This window comes from Spartinivicinus poritis, assembly GCF_028858535.1.
GTDB classification, from domain to species: Bacteria; Pseudomonadota; Gammaproteobacteria; order Pseudomonadales; family Zooshikellaceae; genus Spartinivicinus; species Spartinivicinus poritis.
The window spans coordinates 21,035-39,998 of the sequence record NZ_JAPMOU010000046.1; the positions used below are offsets into that span (position 1 = coordinate 21,035).

At 38.4% G+C, this 18,964-nt stretch carries 17 protein-coding genes; 6 read left to right on the forward strand and 11 right to left on the reverse strand.

Annotated features, from left to right (window positions below):
- Positions 1–12 precede the first annotated feature (12 nt).
- Entirely contained in the window at positions 13–387 is a 375-nt protein-coding gene (locus ORQ98_RS23415) for a hypothetical protein (protein WP_274691241.1), read from the reverse strand.
- A gap of 158 nt (positions 388–545) precedes the next feature.
- A complete protein-coding gene (locus ORQ98_RS23420) occupies positions 546–1,973 on the reverse strand; it encodes an aminotransferase-like domain-containing protein (RefSeq protein ID WP_274691242.1) in 1,428 nt (475 codons plus the stop codon).
- A gap of 113 nt (positions 1,974–2,086) precedes the next feature.
- Between ORQ98_RS23420 and ORQ98_RS23425 the strand changes: the two genes are divergently transcribed.
- Positions 2,087–2,953, forward strand: coding sequence for an EamA family transporter (locus ORQ98_RS23425; RefSeq protein ID WP_274691243.1), 867 nt, complete (start codon positions 2,087–2,089; stop codon positions 2,951–2,953).
- A 13-nt stretch (positions 2,954–2,966) separates the two neighbouring features.
- Here the strand turns inward: ORQ98_RS23425 and ORQ98_RS23430 are convergent, their stop codons facing one another.
- Complete coding sequence (locus ORQ98_RS23430; RefSeq protein ID WP_274691244.1) at positions 2,967–4,397, reverse strand: aminotransferase-like domain-containing protein; 1,431 nt, start codon at positions 4,395–4,397, stop codon at positions 2,967–2,969.
- A gap of 238 nt (positions 4,398–4,635) precedes the next feature.
- On the opposite strand from ORQ98_RS23430, the gene ORQ98_RS23435 reads away from it, so the two are divergent.
- From ORQ98_RS23435 to ORQ98_RS23450, 4 genes are all read left to right on the forward strand, one after another.
- Positions 4,636–4,806 carry a DUF1127 domain-containing protein gene (locus ORQ98_RS23435; RefSeq protein ID WP_274691245.1) on the forward strand — a complete coding sequence of 57 codons (171 nt, stop codon included), beginning with the start codon at positions 4,636–4,638 and terminating at the stop codon, positions 4,804–4,806.
- 52 nt (positions 4,807–4,858) lie between these two features.
- Positions 4,859–5,467 (forward strand): LysE family translocator, encoded by a 609-nt coding sequence (locus ORQ98_RS23440; protein WP_274691246.1) that lies wholly within the window; start codon positions 4,859–4,861, stop codon positions 5,465–5,467.
- Between the two features lie 486 nt (positions 5,468–5,953).
- Positions 5,954–7,417 (forward strand): MBOAT family O-acyltransferase, encoded by a 1,464-nt coding sequence (locus tag ORQ98_RS23445; protein ID WP_274691247.1) that lies wholly within the window; start codon positions 5,954–5,956, stop codon positions 7,415–7,417.
- 16 nt (positions 7,418–7,433) lie between these two features.
- A complete protein-coding gene (locus tag ORQ98_RS23450; protein WP_274691248.1) occupies positions 7,434–8,570 on the forward strand; it encodes a hypothetical protein in 1,137 nt (378 codons plus the stop codon).
- A 14-nt stretch (positions 8,571–8,584) separates the two neighbouring features.
- Here the strand turns inward: ORQ98_RS23450 and ORQ98_RS23455 are convergent, their stop codons facing one another.
- Positions 8,585–8,866: a hypothetical protein gene (locus tag ORQ98_RS23455; protein WP_274691249.1), complete on the reverse strand. Its 282-nt coding sequence runs from the start codon at positions 8,864–8,866 to the stop codon at positions 8,585–8,587.
- Positions 8,867–9,143: 277 nt separating this feature from the next.
- Between ORQ98_RS23455 and ORQ98_RS23460 the strand changes: the two genes are divergently transcribed.
- Entirely contained in the window at positions 9,144–9,677 is a 534-nt protein-coding gene (locus tag ORQ98_RS23460; RefSeq protein WP_274691250.1) for a hypothetical protein, read from the forward strand.
- A gap of 86 nt (positions 9,678–9,763) precedes the next feature.
- Here the strand turns inward: ORQ98_RS23460 and ORQ98_RS23465 are convergent, their stop codons facing one another.
- The 7 genes from ORQ98_RS23465 to ORQ98_RS23490 all read right to left on the reverse strand — a co-directional run bounded on the left by ORQ98_RS23465 (position 9,764) and on the right by ORQ98_RS23490 (position 18,877).
- Positions 9,764–11,317: a methyl-accepting chemotaxis protein gene (locus ORQ98_RS23465; protein ID WP_274691251.1), complete on the reverse strand. Its 1,554-nt coding sequence runs from the start codon at positions 11,315–11,317 to the stop codon at positions 9,764–9,766.
- 274 nt (positions 11,318–11,591) lie between these two features.
- On the reverse strand, positions 11,592–13,769 hold the full coding sequence (locus ORQ98_RS23470; protein ID WP_274691252.1) for a pilin: 2,178 nt from the start codon (positions 13,767–13,769) through the stop codon (positions 11,592–11,594).
- Positions 13,770–14,691: 922 nt separating this feature from the next.
- Entirely contained in the window at positions 14,692–15,105 is a 414-nt protein-coding gene (locus tag ORQ98_RS23475; RefSeq protein WP_274691253.1) for an energy transducer TonB, read from the reverse strand.
- Between the two features lie 13 nt (positions 15,106–15,118).
- On the reverse strand, positions 15,119–15,370 hold the full coding sequence (locus ORQ98_RS29690; protein ID WP_425347710.1) for an energy transducer TonB: 252 nt from the start codon (positions 15,368–15,370) through the stop codon (positions 15,119–15,121).
- A 227-nt stretch (positions 15,371–15,597) separates the two neighbouring features.
- The gene (locus ORQ98_RS23480) at positions 15,598–16,215 is read right to left on the reverse strand and encodes a hypothetical protein (protein WP_274691254.1); all 618 of its coding nucleotides are present in this window, start codon (positions 16,213–16,215) and stop codon (positions 15,598–15,600) included.
- A gap of 98 nt (positions 16,216–16,313) precedes the next feature.
- A complete protein-coding gene (locus ORQ98_RS23485) occupies positions 16,314–16,718 on the reverse strand; it encodes a hypothetical protein (RefSeq protein ID WP_274691255.1) in 405 nt (134 codons plus the stop codon).
- Complete coding sequence (locus tag ORQ98_RS23490; protein WP_274691256.1) at positions 16,718–18,877, reverse strand: RHS repeat domain-containing protein; 2,160 nt, start codon at positions 18,875–18,877, stop codon at positions 16,718–16,720. Before ORQ98_RS23490 ends, ORQ98_RS23485 begins: the two co-directional genes overlap by 1 nt.
- Positions 18,878–18,964 lie beyond the last annotated feature (87 nt).

Here is an 18,964-nt window from a genome sequence, read left to right on the forward strand (position 1 = left end):
TTTAGCTCGATGTTAAGATATAGTTTCGTTCTTTCTTATATCTATAGCTGTATTCGGGTTTTTCTCTACCTTTTTAACTTTCGGTTCTTTTTTTTCTCTATCTTTGTCTTTATTTTTAGCCTTTTCATTGGCTTCATACCAATAACGCATAAAGACTTCTGTTACCTGTTGTTCAATTTTCACTGCCTCATGAGTTGGGCAAAATAAAGAAACAGTGAAAACATTTTTGCCAATATTGTTAGTGGAAACTCTCACGCTTGGCTCTGGTCCTGGTATGTCAACCCCCATTCGGCTGCCAATTAAGCAATTGTATCTTGAGGCAACCTCCTTAAATGGAGCGCAGTATTCGTGGACTTTTTCTAAAATAAGGGCTTTTGCAGTAAACACATCTACATTGGAGCCAGGGAATATACCCAATGTAGGGGGTATGGAAAAGAAAAATATAGTAGAAAGTATCAAGCTATGTTATACCCAGTGATTACAAGTAAAGCTGCTCTTAATAATTTTGTCATATCACTATGTGTCAATTCTAGTTGTTACATTTTTTAATAGTGAATATTCGAATTTATTAACTCACATAATTTTATGAGCTTGCTTCTTCTTTTTTCTATATTTTTATTTGCTTCTGCATCAAATTCTTGTTGTGGAGTTATAGGCCAGCCGGCATTAATACGAAAACAGTCATTGTATAGTTTACGACTACTAAACTCATTGCCTGGCTTAAAGTATATTCCTTCATTTTTGGCCAGGTTAAATAATAGTTGACTGTTGAGTTGGGGGATTTGTACCCATATGACCATACCTCCTAATGCTTTGCTTAAACGAGCAGTGGTTGGTAAGTGCTGTTGTAGCAATTGGTAATAGTCTTTGGTTTGCTTCGCTAAAGTCAACCGCAATTGTTTTAGGTGCTTTAAATATAGTCCTGAACGAATAAACTCATGAAGAGTATTTTGTAGTGGCTGACTTACCCCGTAAAATTGCACTTGGCGTAATTTTAAATATTGATCAAAAAAGCGCCCAGGTTCGCACCAACCAATTCGATAGCTAGGTGTAAGTGTTTTAGAGATAGAACCACACCATAATACCCAGCCTTTTTTGTCCCAGTGCTTTATAGGTAAAGGTGAAGTATTGGTATAACTCAACTCTAAAAATACATCATCTTCTATTATTGCAATGTGATATCGAGCAGCGAGCTTAGCCAAGGTTTGCTTTTGCTCAACAGTTAAGCAAATACCTTGAGGGTTAATGTGATTAGCACTTAGCAAACAGGCTTTAATATTGCCTTGTATCATGTGCTGTTCTAACTGTTGAAGATCTAACTGGCCATTATTACTGGGTATTTCTACTACCATCCGTTTAGTGCTTGCAAGTAACTCCAATAGCCCACTAAAGCAAGGCGAAGTAATCGCAATAGCATCTCCTTCATTGGTTGTAACCTCAATAGCTGTTTTCACGGAGTCAATGCAGCCATTAGTAATGACAAGGCTTTCTGTTATAGGAAAGTAATGTTGGCTAAAGTGATGAGCAAGACTTCGAATAAGCTTTGGATTCCCCTGCGCTTCTGGATATAAGTTAATAGCACTATCAATACGACTATTGGCTCTTTTAAAGCACCGGTTTAATAAGGTTGTAGGCGTTAATTCTGGGGCCAATTGGGAGGCATAAAAGGGACTATCTTGTTCGATATCCGCAAGTCGTAGGGCCTTGGGTTTAGCAATGATTGCTTTAAATTTAGGGAATGTTGGGGATGATTGATTACCGTAAGGTAGTGATGTATAGAACCCCGACTGAGGCTTAGACTGTAACCAGCCTTGCTCCTGAAGAAGGTGATAACAGTTTAAAGCGGTGGTTTTGCTAATTTGGTGCTGATCTTTAAACTTCCGTATGGATGGCATCTTAAACCCTATAGGCAGTTTACCCGATTGAATGTTTTCAACCACTGAGTTAGCCAGAGAGACATACAGTGCCACCATAACTGTACCCTTAAAAAATTCAATTATTGTATCTGTATATTTTGTAGCCGCCTGTCATACTTGTCAATTCCACAGAGGTAGATAGGTGTTTCTCTATAAATTGGGTAGTAGTTATGAAAACCAAACATTTACTCATAGCGGTTGCTGTCACATGCTTATGGGGGTTTAACTTTTCAGTGATTAAGCTTGGTATCCATGCCATGGACCCATTCATTTTGGCAGGATTAAGGTTTAGCTTTGCTGCCATACCCGCTATTTTCTTTATTAAAAAGCCTAATGTAAAAATCAGTTTGCTCGCTAGCTACGGATTACTTTTTGGCGTTGGTGTGTGGGGATTAATGAATCTTGCAATTTATACTGGCGTTTCTGCGGGTATGGCAGGATTAATATTAGAATTCACTGTATTTATTAGTGTTGTGTTTGGTGTGGTTTTTTTAAAAGAGGAGTTAAATAAAAGCAGCGTTATTGGTTTGCTATTTGCTTTAATTGGGCTGGGAATTATATTAACCATTGAAGATGGCTCCGTCACAGTAGCAGGTGTTATACTTGGGCTATTAGCAGCTGTATCGTGGAGCAGTATTAGTTTAATAATAAGAAAAGCACAAATTAAGCAAATTTTTGCCTTTATTGTGTGGTCTTGTCTATTCGCTCCTATACCACTATTTGCTTTGGCATTTTTTGTTAATGATAAGAATATTTTTACTGAATTAATAACTATTAATAAGCTTGGAGTATTCTCTATTTTATTTCAGTCATTCATTACTACTCTTTTGGGTTATTGGATATGGAATCGATTAATGACAATTTACCCAATGTCTGTGATAGCCCCTCTTAATTTGTTGGTGCCTATATTTGGTTTAATGGGATCGGCACTATTTTATGATGAAGTGGTTAGTCTAGATAAAGTTTTAGCATGTGTGATAATAACAGCAGGAGTAATGATTCCTATGTGTGTATCTTGGTATCCCCTTCGCGAATGACTTTTAGGGCCTGTTATTCGGTATATTCTTCTAGCATTGAAAATACTTCTGCTCCTATTTTTTTAATGGCTTGTTCTTGACGAGCTGAGGGCTCACCACTGTAATTGATACGAATACAATTGCGGTATTTTCCAGTAGCAGAAAATAATATTCCAGGGGCAATTTGCACATTTTGTAATGTCAGGCGCCTGTTAAGCTCAACTGAATCTATTATGTCTGGTAATTCTATCCATAATAAAAAGCCCCCTTGGGGATAACTGGTGCGGATATTTTCTGGTAAATAGCGTTTTAACCAACCTAATACTATATCGCGAGATTGCTTATATTGTTGGCGTATTTTTCTCAGATGCCGCTCATAACTCCCTTGAACCATAAATTCAGCTAACGCAAGCTGTGGTATGGTGGCAGTACAACCACTGGATACATATTTCATGTGGGTGATCAAGTCACAATATCGTCCAGGTGCTGCCCAACCTAAGCGAAAGCCTGGTGCAATTGTTTTGGAAAAAGAACTACACAGAATTACTCTGCCATCTTGATCAAATGATTTAATTGTACGAGATCGAGGGGTGTTGTAAGAGAGATCGCCAAAAATATCATCTTCAATAATTGCAATATCGAAACGTTGAGCCAGTTGATACAGTTGTTTTTTTCTATTATCAGGCATGGTGTAACCCAGTGGATTATTACAGCTGGGGGTGACCTGTACGGCTGTAATTGGCCATTGCTCTAGTGCCAGCTCTAATGCTTCAATGCTGATGCCTGTTTCTGGGTGGGTTGGAATTTCCAGAACTTTTAACTGTAAAGAGCGAAGTGTTTGCATGGTACCGTAAAAACTAGGTGAGTCTACAGCGACAACATCACCCGGTTTGGTGGTTACTTGAATACTAATGGATAGTGCTTCTTGGCAGCTGTTAGTAATGATGATGTCATCAGGGTGTAACTGACAGCCAGAATGAATCATCTGTCGAACGATTTGAACTCTTAGAACTTCTAGGCCACTTAACTCCTCATGACTCTTGCCAAAGTTATTCACATCTCGGGTGAGACTTGCCATGGTTCTTAATAGTGGCTGTAGGGTGGCTGTATGGTAGTCAGGTAGTGCTCTACCCAAAGTAATCAAATCATCTCCGTGACGGGTATGGCTGGTTAGAAGGTCTAATACCTGATGCCATTGGGAAACATCAATTGGGCGTTGAATGGGGCGGCTGACATCCGGTAGTCTAGGAGGTGTATTTTGCTGGCATACATAGTAGCCAGATTTAGGTCTCACCTCAACAACTCCCTGGTCTTCTAGTAGTCGGTAGGCTTCCTGAGCGGTAGAAATGCTAATGTTGTGGTTTTTGCTCAAGCTTCTAATAGAAGGTAGCTTTTCACCCACTTGATAAAAGCCCTGACTGACCTGTTGGTTTAACTCCTCAGCAATCTTTTCATAGAGCTTCATAGCATGACTCCGCAATCCTGCTCTTATATACAGATGTGTAACACAATTCCATTACACGATAATAAAACAGTACAGATTGAGCAAAATAGTAACAGTACAGAAAGGGTTTGTCTCTATCTGTACTGTATTAATTAATAAATTTTGAATCTGTAATGATTTCTAAGGAAGTTTTATCATTTCTGACATCCTGTAGTGGACTACCTCAATCTACGAATTTATTGGCACCGAGGAGAGCGACATGAAAGTGAGAGACTTTTTATGCCACCTCACTGATCACTTGGGTTGCTGGCAGCATCGTTTACGAACCCGAAAACAACTATTGAATTTAGATATTCATGAATTACAAGACTTGGGAATTTCTAAGCAACAAGCAATTGTTGAGGGAAGTAAGCCTTTCTGGAAGCATTGATGTAAATATTCTGCTTATGATTTTTACTCTGTTTTTAAATAGGGATAAGTAAATGGTTTTTATTATTAGCTGGTTGGCCGTAATGTTTCCATTGGTATTTAGTCCAGGCCCGGCAAACATTATGTTTGCCGCAAATGGAGCGAGTGTTGGTATAAGAAAATCGTTTCCTTTAATGTTAGGAGTAGATTCTGTTCTCCTGATTAAATCCATTTTAGTTGGTGCAGGACTTGGTTCTACACTAGCTGTTTATCCTGAAGTCATCGTTTATTTTCAGGTTGTTGGTTCATTGTATATTTTTTGGTTAGCGTTGAAGTTCATCAAGCCGCTAAATAAGACAGCTTCAACACAAGCAAGCTACATTGGATTTAAAGACGGTATCATTTTACAGTTATTCAACTCTAAAGGTTGGTTAATGGTTATTTTGATGTTTACCCTATTTACTGACCAATCAGCAAAAGAGTATGGGGAGTATGGCATAGCGATTATGGTTGTTATGTTGTTTGGGCTTAATATAGTGACTCACATTGTCTGGATTGGAATGGGGGCATTAATTATAAAACTAATTACTAAATCAAGCTATTTAAAATATGTAAACTACAGTTTTGCATTAAGCTTGGTGCTGGTTGGTTTATGGTTGTTATCAGATGTTCTGTTTAAGTAGTTTGCACTAAGGAGGAAATATATAGTCGGGTTAGCAAGTAATTGCAATATACGATTATAACCTTCAATAGTTGATTGATATACACCTATATTTTACTCACAATCCTGAACAAGCTAGAGAGACAGCAGTCTTCTTTCCTTGAAAAAATCGATCCTAGTGGTCCATGCGCAAAATAAGGTAGCAACTTCTTCCCCCTTTATCTTCTGGCTGTGTTACTTTTCTTGACGTAGACCCGCTATGCCTGAAAAAAAGCGCCTTACCAGAAAATAAATGGCTTTGAAGGCTGTTACCCAACTTTACACATGGACCACTAGCGATTAGTATACAATCGCAAATTGTTAATTTTTAATAGCAGTAAATGACTCAAGGAATGATGTAGTGCTGTTCAACTCATTTGAATTTATTTTCTTATTCTTACCTATCACATTATTTGGTTATTTTTTTCTTGTAAAGAAGTGTTCACTTAAATGTGGATTAGTTTTACTGGTGTTTGCATCTTTATTTTTTTATGGGTTTTGGAATCCTTCCTATCTGCCACTGATGCTGTTTTCTATAGGGTTTAATTATTACCTAGGTAAACGACTAAGTGAAGCTGTTAATAACAACAGGCGGCAACAAAAACCTAAAGGGCTACTTATCTTTGGTATTAGTGCTAATCTTGGTTTGCTCGCTTACTTTAAGTATGCAGGTTTTTTTGTTAAAAACATTAGTTTAGTGTTGGCAACACAGTGGAATATAAGTAATGTTGTATTACCACTTGCAATTTCATTTTTCACATTTCAACAAATTGCTTATTTAGTAGATGCTTGGAAAGGAAAAACCAAGGAATACAGTTTTTTACATTATTGTCTGTTTGTTTGCTTTTTTCCTCAGTTAATTGCTGGGCCGATTGTCCATCATAAAGAAATACTGCCTCAGTTTTTACGACCAGAGAATATTAAGCCACAAGCAGCAAATTTTGCCATTGGTATTACCATATTTGCTATTGGCCTGTTCAAGAAAACGGTTATAGCTGACAACCTGTCAATTTATGTCAGTCCGGTATTTGATAGTAGTGATTTAACTGAAAAAATTGATTTCTTCACTGCTTGGGGGGGAGCGTTAGCTTATACACTACAGTTATACTTTGATTTTTCTGGCTATTCTGACATGGCTATCGGGTGTGCCAGGTTGTTTGGTGTAAAGCTTCCCATCAATTTCTTTTCCCCATACAAAGCAACAAGTATTGTTGACTTTTGGAGGCGCTGGCATATTACTTTGTCTCGATTTTTAAGGGATTATCTTTACATTGCATTAGGAGGTAACCGCCATGGAAAAGTTAGACGTTATAACAATCTTTTCATAACTATGGTACTGGGTGGACTTTGGCATGGTGCAGGTTGGACATTTATTGTTTGGGGGGGCTTGCATGGTTTCTATTTGATCGTTAACCATACCTGGTCATACTTATTAAAAACACTTAACTTTTCTATACAAGACTATAAAACTTATCGTCTGTTGAGTTGGGTGCTCACCTTATTAGCAGTGATTGTTGGTTGGGTCTATTTTCGTGCGCCTAATATTGAACAAGCCAATATTATTCTCTTTGCTATGGCTGGCGAATATGGTGCCAACCTACCCTCTGGTATTTATGTCCGGTTGGGTGAGTTTACACATTGGTTAACTGCTATAAATATTGGTGTCTCGCAAGGTAGTGGCAAGCAATTAGCCTTAAATGCCGTTTGGGTTTTGGGAGCAGGTGTGATTGCGCTAAAAGCACCCAATGTAGTAGAAATATTTGCAGTAAAAGAAAAAATCTCTTGCGACTCAACTATTCCTTTTCAGCTTACTCCATTGCGTTGGTATCAATGGGATTATAATAATCGCTGGGTAGCCCAAACAGCAGTGATGTTGACTTTTGGAATTTTAACCCTTAGCCAGGTTTCTGAGTTTTTATATTTCCAGTTTTAACAAGGAAGCAGTAATCATGAATGCAAAACAATACTTAAGCAAAGCGCTCTGGCTTGGTGGCTGTTTAGCTTCAATGGTCATATTACTTAACTGGGTTGTTGATCCGTACCTTCTATTTGGTTCACCTAGAATATCAGGTGTTAATTACTATAAAGCAGATATTAATAACTATGTTCGGGTGACAAAAGCCTATCAACCTTTAACAAAGCCATGGAATACCCTGATTGTAGGAAACTCTCGTGTTGAAATGGGGCTGGATCCAAATCACCAATGTTTTCAGGATCGATTAGTTTATAATCTGGCTGTTCCAGGCTCGAGCGTAAAAATGCAGTTGCATTATGCTTTAAATCTTATTTATCAAAACAATATTAAAGAAATATACCTAAGTGTTGATTTTACCGACTTTTTAATCAACCAGGCGGATTATGACAATCAGCAAAAGAGTAGACGCTTAAACACAATTAAAAGAATGAAATATACTAAATATGGTGATAAAAATACAAAATACCAATGGCAGTATCTTGTGGATAACTATCGATCGCTATTGAGTCTAGATGCATTGACGAGCAGCCTAAAAACAGTTATACAACAAATACCTACAGCCAGTGATCGTACCAATAGTGGATTTAATCCAGCACGAGACTACTTTACTGTAATTAATACAGAAGGTGCAGTAGCTTTATTTTCCCAAAAGCTACCACAGCTTGCAGATCGCCTTAGTCGTCCAAAGTATTTATTTGATAAAGCGGGAAATCGTTCAATTGAGTTTGATGAGCTAGCAATGTTTTTACAAATAGCTAAGGAAAAGCAAATAAGAATAAAGGTGTTTACTAACCCATTTCACAATGATTATTGGAATTTAATTGACCAGTATAAGCTCACAACAAAATATCAACAATGGCACCAAATGCTGCTTGATGTATTAGCAGCAGCAGAGCACCCTTCTTTAGCGTTCTGGGACTTTGCTAATGATCGTAGGTTTGGCAATGAACAGCCCACCATGGTTAAAACCAAAGGTGAAGCGTTGCACTGGTTTTGGGAGCCGTCACACTATCGGAAGCCGCTTGGAGACATCATGCTCAATGTCATGAACCAGCCATATTGTAATACTTCAAGTGAACAGTTTGGAGCTCAATTAGTGGTTAATTATTGAGTATAAATCTACATTTATCTGTCTGAGCCAACAGCAAAAGTAACTGCTTCAGCATCAGTAATATTGGGATGGTTGCCTATTTTGGTAGAATGCTTTTGTTCAAAGTAATCTTCTAGATTAAGGTATATTGCCAGTGCAGAACCAATGATGGGCACAAGCCAGATAAATAAGATTTGATATAAACGGCGCTGTTTAATCTCAAAGTAAGTTTTACATACTACGAATGTTGCGAAGATATTGGCTATTATAATAAAAATAGCAACAGCGATCATGATGTATAAACCAGTATGCTCCATTATATCCCCTTATTTTACCCGTTAGTGAGTGATTATATATAAATCTACATTTGTTGTAAAATCATTAGTATTTATATGAGTAGTTACTTAAAATAAAAAATTAATGATACCTTTTGCACATTATTTATAAGCTCATGAGGTTTTATTGCTTGATGACTTTACCTAAAAAACTGTCACTTTGGCTATACCATCCAACCATTGTGGTTTTTATGCTAAAGTGCAATTCTTTATACCTCCTGTTATTATTATAATTTTTCCGATAATGTAAGGAATAACTATGCTACGAGTTTTAGCATTAGCTACATTTCTGGTGTTGTTAGCTGGGTGTGGCACTGAAGAGTCACAATTACCCTCTCAAAACCAAACAAGCTCCAACGAATTAATGCAGCAAGATGCAGTAACTAAAAAGACGACAACTGAAGTTAACGTGCAAAAAGATTCCGTCATAGGTGAAATGCACTGGCCAGATGTTAACTCCTACTGTACCTTTTTCAAAGAAGGTCATAAGTTTGACTTTGATAACCAAGATACATGGAAATTTGTTTTTGTAACGCTTTTAGCTGGTGCTGAAGACGTTGCTTACATGCAAATCAATAATAAACGTGAAGCGATAAAGTTAGTAAGCTCTAATAAAATTGAAAACACTGAAAAGCGAATCTATAAAGTTGACTCCAATGAAAATATTCAAATAGAGATTGCAATGAAAGCGGGTGAATCTGGTGTTGAGCATACCAATTACACAGGTGTTATTCGTTTATTAAAACCAGTTGAAGGTGGAGTCATAAAATTTTATGGCGATTGTGGCGTGTAACCTCCATACTTCTTACAAGTTATACACAAAAAGTAAACTAACATATTCAGTTACAGTGCAATCTGTAACTGATATCAATTAGATAATCAGCGTTGAAAACGATCAACCAGAACATATAAATCGTTTGATGCTCCTTTTAGGGATTGAATTCCGGCTAGTGTTTCTTGCCCTGCCGTCATAGTTTCCTGTGCAAGAGAGGAAATATGGTTCACCTGGTGATTAATTTCTTCTGAAGATTTAGCTTGTTGTTCAAAAGATGCTGCCATATGGGAGGAAACTGTCGCTATTTTGGATAGTGCACTAGTAATTTCTCCAAGCATAGCTTCCGCTTCCATCACGTTATTCAGGCCATTATCTGCATCTTTTTGGCCTTGCTTGGCAGTTTCAACTGAAGTTTTGGCTTGCGCAGTTAATCTTTGAATAATGTTATGGATCTCTTGAGTGGAGCTTTGAGTGCGTTGTGCAAGTTGTCGAACTTCATCTGCAACAACAGCGAAACCACGTCCCTGCTCTCCTGCCCTAGCAGCTTCAATGGCTGCATTCAATGCTAATAGGTTGGTTTGGTCTGCAATACCCTCAATTAGATTAGCAGCACTAGCAATATTTTCTGTTTGGGTTGATAGCTCTTCAACCGAAAGGCTGATGTCATTCACTTTATCTTGCAATTGAGCAATACTTTCACGAGTTGTGACTGCAATGCCTTTTCCAGATGCAGAGTGCTGACTGGCCTCTTCGGTTTGTTGAGCAGTATTTTGGATATGGGTTGAGGCTTCTCCAATAGCACTAGTCATTTCATTCATAGCAGAGGCTACGGAGTTCGTTTTAGTACGTTGCTCTTGCATCGCTTGTTGTGAACGTTGAGTGGATCTGAGCGCTTTGTCGGCTTCAAGAGCTACACGTTTTGATAGCTCCTCAATGCAAGTTATTACAGTATTTAAGTGGGCTTTTAAGCTGAGAATAGAAACTTGTATTTGGCCTATTGGCCCGGCGTCATTGGCATAAACTAACCCTGCAAGTGGGTCTGAAAAGCTACCAGCTAGTAGTTTAAGAAATAACTGGTTGTGACGTTGTTGCTGCCATCGGACTAAACATAGATTAACGAAAAGTCCAATAGTGCCAGTAATGGCTGCAATAACAGGGAGCTGGGAAATGAGTAGTACGAGTGTTGCTGTTAAAAATAGTAAAGCAGTGCCTTCAGTAAGCGTTATCAATGAGTTTAGTTTTAATTTTTTACCTCTGTTTATACTTGAATAGATTTGTTCTGCTCTATTAACTTGTTCTCTGGTTGGGCAAGTGCGAACAGACTCATAGCCAACGATATTATCTCCATCAAAAATAGGCGTTACATAAGCATTAACCCAATAGTGGTCACCATTTTTACAGCGATTTTTTACAATGCCCATCCATGGCTGACCAGCTTTGAGATAGCTCCACATATTTTGGAATGCAGCTGCAGGCATATCTGGGTGTCGGATAATATTATGAGGCTGGCCAATAAGTTCATCACGACTAAATCCTGCAACATCGATAAACACATCATTACAGTGGGTGATGCGTCCTCTCAAATCGGTAGTAGATATTAGCCGTTGGTCTGGTGAAAAAGATTTTTCTTTGCCTGTAACTGGATGGTTTTTTTGCACTACGATTTCCCTTAACCATTAACAAAAAGTAGGTTGAGAGCGGAAGGGCTGCTTTAGAGTTATTGCAAGTATTGAAGTTAGTTAGCTATGTAGTATAGCAGTGTACCTACAAATAGGTAAATTTTTAGGTGAAGTTATACATAACTAAATAGTGAATCATATTTGCCTTTTTATGCATTGAAACAATATTAGAGAAAAAATACGGCTTATTACATACCAGCCTGTTGGTACAAAAATAAGTATTAAGAAAAACGGGCGGTAGCCCATTTTTCTTCTATCGACAAGCTATAGGTAAATATGCATTTTTTATTTCATCACTAGAGCATTGCCAGTATAATTCACCTGTCGACTCATCCTGCTGTACAATAAGTTGTAACACCAAACCATTAAGATTCTCATCCATCTTTTCACCACCAAGATTAATAAATATATTTCCTTGATTAACCTCAATAGAGGTAATGTAGTCAGATTGATAGTCAGTGGCTGGTAATATTTGCCCTATTCCATTTGTAACTTCAATTAACGGAGTGCCTTCAGTAATCAGACGACGAATTTCTTGCTGAATTGGTTGAGCAGAATAATATGCGCCTGACACTTGAGAACGCAGTGTGTAATCTTGATAAGCTGGTATTGCCACTGCCGCTAGAATACCTATCATAGCAACAACTTTGTAATCACCAACATAAAGTAAATCGAGAATACTTTGCTCAAAGCTAAACTCTAATGCTAGGTAGTTTTCATTAAAATCCAGATTAACACCAAGACTACCTTTGTCGGCAAAGCTAAGTTGGCCTGCATGAGGTAATGAGAAAATGTCTACTTGAGCACCACTAATATCAGATAGTGCATTGAGTAATTGTAAATACACATGATATGACGTTCGAGATAACTTTACTTTTGAAGTAGAGTAGCCTAAAAATGCACTGGATAAGTCTTGCTTCTGAGATTGAGTTAACCACTCACCAATATTATGGGTATCTTTTCTGCTGGCTCGTTCTATTAAGGGTTGTGGTACAGCAGAGAGGATCATGTATCCACTCTCTTCAATCCAATAGTAATGCGTCTTTAATTGAGCAGCAATTTCCCCTACTACAGGAGACTCTTGACTTATAGTATTGCTCCATTTATCTAGGTTCATAAAAGGTGTTGTGATATGTTTTATAGTAACCCCATTTTTTTTATGTTCTTGATAATCTATCCATTTTTTCTGTTGTGCATTATTGATTAATTGTTTGAGTTGCTCTGGTTTACTTAACCGAACTGCAATGAAGTCACTTATTGAGTCAGAAAAGTAGATAACTTCTGGACCAAGTATTGAAAGTAACTGTTCGATTGAAAAACCAGTTTGTTTCTTAAATTCTTCTTTGGCTTTGAAATATTCTGGCGATGAACCTTTAACCATCACAGTGGTTGCTTCAATTTGCCTGTATTGGGCTTCTGTCGGTAACGATAAAATGCCTACAGAGTCAATTTCACCTCTAGCGGAAAGATCAAAATGATTCTTAACACTGGGTAAGTAGGCCCTAAAACCAGCAACTGGCATTTCTGCGATGACTTTTAAGCGTGTTTTGTCTGCGCTCGTTCCATAGCCAAATGCTAGTGCGCTGACTTTGTCAAAACCAGACATTTTTAGGCCTGCTAGTTGTTCTGGCTTCATAGTTTTTTGAGCAATAGGCAAAATAAGCTTAGCGTTAATGTAACCAAATAAACCTTTTCCGCTTGCGTCTGTTTTTGCTTCAACTGAATACATTGGATGATCTTTAACAGGAGCTAAACTATTTAAAGTACTTTTTAGTTTATCTGGCTGTGCTCCCATTGCTGCAACTAATTGAAAATGACCTGTTTGAGCATTGAATTGAAACTGTCCATTTACTCCCATGGGGGCAAATTGTATGCTGCCATTTCCTTGTGCATCAATTTTGTCAATAATCTGAAGCATTGGCTGTTGTTGTAATAACTGGGTAAAGCTTGCTTCAAATTCTGATACCTGTTTAAAATCAAGCTTGGTCGCGACTACTACATAAGGCATCATTGGATTGTCAGGATTATTTAATACTGCAGCCTCAAATGGGCCATTAATATGTTTAATTAATAAGGATGCAATTGGCTTAATGGCATCTTCCATTTTAATTAATAGATTCTGATACAGACCTTGCTGGATGGCTTTTAACTGTGCTACATGTTGCTCATTACCTTGGGCATACTTGAATCCACTCTCTACGTCAGCAAATAAAAACCACACATTTGGTACTCGTAGATAGGCCAGAGCATCTGCTGGTAACTGGGTTCTTAACCAGCTTTTTTCAGTAAAGCTAGCCATCTTAAGTTGAACTTTTTCTGGAGCAGCCTTGGGCTTGTCAGCGGTTTGTTTATCGCTCTCAGAGCAACCAGTCAATATACCAACAAACAAAAGTAAAATAGTCAGATATTGGCGCATATTATTCACTTTCATGCTGTAGGCACCTCTAATAATTGTTTGCTGTCTCTGGTCTTTTGGTTAATTATCAATCAATGCGTTGATTTGAAGGCATGCTGGTGGCCTGTCGAAAAGCAACAACACTTTGATGTAATCAAAGAACTTACTGAATTATATACCCAATGTGAGGTTATAGCGGCAGTCTCGTACACGACAGTTTGAAAATATGGGTATCAAGGCAGGATTTAAACTATGCCAAGTCATACCTCTTCCCACAGAAATGAATATAATTGAATTTCAACCAATAAATCGAATTTAATCCAGCAAGCTGGCACGGTTAAACAGCAGAATACTGATTTCTTATATAAAATCGGCTAGTAAGGCTTAATTAGCTGTCAAAAAAAGGCTACCAATAGGTAGCCTGAATGTGTGATTAGCCTGATGAGGAGATAACCTGTTAGGTTACGCTCATTCTGTAAATGATAATCGTTATCATTTGAAAGAGCAAGTTTTTTCTTGTGATGCTTTTTGCTTTTTGAGCCTTTCTGAGGGCATATCTCACTAAAACAGGTGTTAAGCGCTTGTTTGTATTCCAGTATCTAGGCTGCTAAACCAGAGACAGCCAGCCTCTACCCCCAAAATACCTCACTTAAGTCTTAAGCCTCTGACAGAGCATTAGCCCGCTTTTTACTCCTATCTATCCAAACTGCATTAGTGGTGTCTCGAACTCGTCCCTAATCCGCTGTCATTGCGACAAAAAAATCTTACCCGGAATCCAGAGGAGCGGAAAAAAGCACTCATCCTCCCCCTGCGGGTTTTACGTCATAAAAGTTTTGTGCAATTGAAAAGAGTGCAGGAGAGGAAGTTTAACCATTACTGTATAAGGGCTTTAGAGGATTTTTGTTAGTTTCATAATTGAAATAAAGTGCAGTAAATTGTAAGTAGTTACCTTGAAGATTTAAATAGCTTCTGGTCTGAATATAAATCTTAATTTTTTGAAGTTTCTACTGTAAGTTGTATCATTCACATACTTGACTTCCTCAAACTGACCTACGCGCTTGATAGCATTCATGGCACTTTTATCAAATTGCATATTACCACTGGATTCAATCACCGACATTCTAAGTACACGCCCATTTCGATCAAGTTCAGTTTGAATCATTACTTCCAAACCTCTATTTGCTCCTTCAGGTTCACTCCAATTACTTAAAATGTTTTCTTGCATTTCACCTGCAATAGAAGCTGTCTTTTCAGCGCATTCGGCAGGTGTTTTACAAGGCTGTTTTTTCCAAACAGTGGTACAGCCCTGTAGTAAAACTGTAGTTATAAAAAGTAACTTTACTATGGAAGCGGTTTTTGATAGTAAATACATATTATAAATTTACTTATTTGATCTTGAATAAAAATGGAATTGTTAATATACATCCGTCTTGTTTACAGATGCTATCTTTTGTTGTGAACTTTGATGTTTTAATGGTTCTTATTGCAGCCTTATCAAAGACCCCTTTAGGAACAGACTCTATAATCTTTATCTTGCTTACGTTGCCAGCCTTATCAATGGTAACTTCAGTCAGAACTGAACCTTCAATATTATTTTCATAAGCATACTTTGGGTATCTAAGCCCCTCTGCTTTAATTAACTTTAGATTTTTTCATTGCTCATTTGTTAGAACAACAGGCTGCTCTTTATCTAAATTTTTTATGCTTTTAGAATTATAGCAACCAATCATGAATGCAAAGCTTATAAATACAACAATTATTCTCATCTACTTCAAAACACAGCTGAACAAAAGCCCTGGATTATACCTAATGTGCAGTGACTTGATAAGGTAGGTGGGGTAGTTGAGGCTACTGGGCTTAAGGATTACCCCTTGTGCAATATCACCTCATTCACCACCTGGTTAAATCCCGCTTCGTTTTGCTTAATTAACGCATTGATTGCGGTATTGTCACGATCCATACATTCAACGCCTTTGTATAGGTTGATCGCAAAGGAATGCTTGCGGCCCGGCAAAGTGCGGAAAAAGGTTTTGTGTAGGTAGCAGCCTTTGTCTTTACCCTGATTGTTGAGTACTAAATAGCCGGTATTGTAGTAACGACCATCAATAAAACGTTCTTTATCTTTTTTTATGTAAGCTGATTTATCCGCAAAGTCATTAGTAAACATCATATTGCCATAGGTACGTTCGAACTGAATGGTGACGGAATCAATCACGCGTGCTTCAGGCTTACCCTTGATCGCAAAGTTATGCTGGTTATTATTCATGGTGTTACCAAACAAATCACGATCTTGGCCTGAGTTATAGCGCTCAAACCCTTTTTGATAATGGCTGTTGGTATACTCCCAGTTATCCGGCAGTTTAAATTTAAGCACTGGGTTTCTGGACGAAACAAAAAAGCCTTCTTGTACTTCACGTACGGGTGGTTGATAAGCGCAACCGACTACTGTTGAAAGTAAAAACACAGTCAATAACTGCTTCACTCTAACTACTCCATATTGACTAAAAGTATTATGAAAATTAATGACCCCAGTTTTTAGGCTGGGGTTGAGGGGAATAATTTATGGTTATTTCTAACTATTTAATTACTGTGTTCAGCTTCTAGCTTTTTCTTTATTTCATCAAAGGCCAATAGAGCATCTACTTCTCTGTCTAAAATCTTTTCTGAGAGACCTGGGTCTTTTATAAAGTCTATTAGATCAAATGACAGTTTTATCCCATCTACTTTTACTTGCCAATATTTCGAAGGTGTTGGATCAATAATTTCAAACAAATCTGCTGGTATAGGAATTAACTTACCAAAGTCATCTTCAATATCGTAAAGCATACTATTGCCATAGAAACTTGAACCTGGGGCATTGCCTAGTGAAATAACTAAGTAGGTTTTACCTTCAGTAATTTGCCAACGAGTTTGATTTGATTCGGGAATACCTAAACTCTTTTTCTGCGACTCACTTAGTTGTGTTTGTCTTGCCACTACTTTCATTACTGAGATCCTTTTGTTTGAGGGTATGCAATAGTTTTTGGCTCGTACACTTGTCCAGTGGATACATTTCTATAGGCGTGTATTTCTACATGAGATCCATCAGCAGCCTTATATGAATCACTTGAAACTTTTTGCCAATCAGATTTTTTTCCACCATATGTCCTTACAAGCCTGTCTGCAACATCGAGATTTGCCTTGGCGTCTGCACCGTGAGTAGGAGTTCCGCCCCCTGCTTTAATATCTGCAAGCTGTTCTTCACTTTTCAGCTGCTTTTTGAGGTTGATATTAGCCTTATGTCCGAATGCCCCTCTGTTTGTATTACTAGTAGTCAAGCTAGAAACCAAGCTTTTCGCTTTACTTGTAAGAGTTCCTATGCCTTTGGCAATACCCCCTATTATCGTTTGGCCTACCTTTTTAGGGTTAACATACTCTAAAAAACCCAGAACTTTATCAGCGGCATTAAAAAAGAATCCTCTTTTTGCGAGTTCTTCATCTGATAATCGGCCAAGTCTAATTACGTTTCGTGGCTGGTCACTCAGAACCCCACTAGGATTACCATGGGCTGTAGCATAATCCGTAACATCATCATAACTACCTGCATTGTTTACATGATGGTTAATTTCTGTCTGTGTTGGTCCTCTTGTTTCAAATGTTCTGTCAAAGTCGATGCCAATGCGGTCATCTAGTGAGTTTGAGTTGTAGTCGCTGCTCCAGTCACTCCTTCTTCCATCATCATTTCTATTATCAAAACCCCCACCCCTATTGCTGTTGTCATTCTTATCATTAGGAGAATCAAATCGACCACTATGATCGCCAACCGCAGAGCCAATTAATGTAAAGCCTGATGGGTCTGTTCCATTAAGTGGATTATTCCAAGCATAACTGTAACGGTTAAACGACTGTAAGTTGTACGGTGCTTGAATAAATGGGTCGGCAGAAAGGAATTTTCCGAGGTTCTGATCGTAGACCCGTCCGTTCATGTGGATTAAGCCCACTGCATCCAAATTCTCATGGTTAGTAAAACCACGAGTAGTAATATTGGAGGCAAGTGCAGTGTAATCCGGTGCAGGTTTCCAGTCGGTTAAGCGCTTTTTACCCCAGGGGTCGTAGCTAAACCGCTCTATCACCTGTGCATTTTCATCGGTAATGGCAACAATCGAGTCTAAATGATCCCGGTGCAGGTAGTTGGTTTTGGTGCCGTTTTCTTCGCCGCCATTTTCGGTTTGAGTGACGATAGCAATGTCAGCAATGTAATGCTTGTGCTGTACTTTGCCGCTGTCGCTAACAACCTTTTCGTAAATACCGCCCATGTAGTAGGTGGTATTTTTTCCTTGGGTTGTGGTATCGACACGACGGTGACGCGCCCGATCAGCCCCATAAGCAATAGCAGTGGATGCATCGCCTTTGGTAATTAAATCCGGCTTATCAAATGCTGTGTATTGCACCGAGCGGCCATTGCCGCTGACCATATTGCCGTTTTTGTCATAGCAATACGTGGTGTTTTGAACGCCAGTGGTTTTGGTTACGGCATGAGGCCCAGCGGGTTTGCCATTGCAGCTACCCCCATAGCTGTAACTGCCCACATCGGATTTAAAAGTGATATTCCCGATCGCATCATATTCCACCCGCGTGTTTTGGGTTTTACCATCACTGAAGGTGGCTAACACATCGGTCAGGCGGTTAAGCTGATCGTACTGGAAAGTTTCATTGATACTTAACCGTGTATCGGTGCGGCTAGTTAAATTGCCGATATCGTCATAGCTAAATTCCAATAAATTAACTTGGTTAGCATCACTGAGACGATCAGAAATCGCGATTAACCGGCCAGTTTTGGGATCAAAGAAGCGGGTATTTTTAATAGTATTACCCAACTCAGATTCGACCACATTCCCAAACGGATCGACTTCTGTTGCTTCCCAATACTTTTTCGGGTTTTCCACCTTTCCATCGGTAATGGCTTTTAAATAACCGTGCTCATTGTATTGCTGGGCAATCGCTAAACCGGTTGGGTAAACGGTTTTAACCGGGCGGCTAAACTCGTCGTATTGGGTTTCAACCGTAAAGGTTTCATTGTAAGAACGCTGCGTACTGGTGGTTAACCGCAATAGCGAGTCATAGCCATACTGTCGGCTAAAGTATTCGCTTTTAACGTTATCCAATAAACCTTTATACTCGGTTCCGAAGTTTTTTTAGATTGACATAACTGCTAATTTATTCATGCAGCCGCTCTGTATTTTAATGACTCA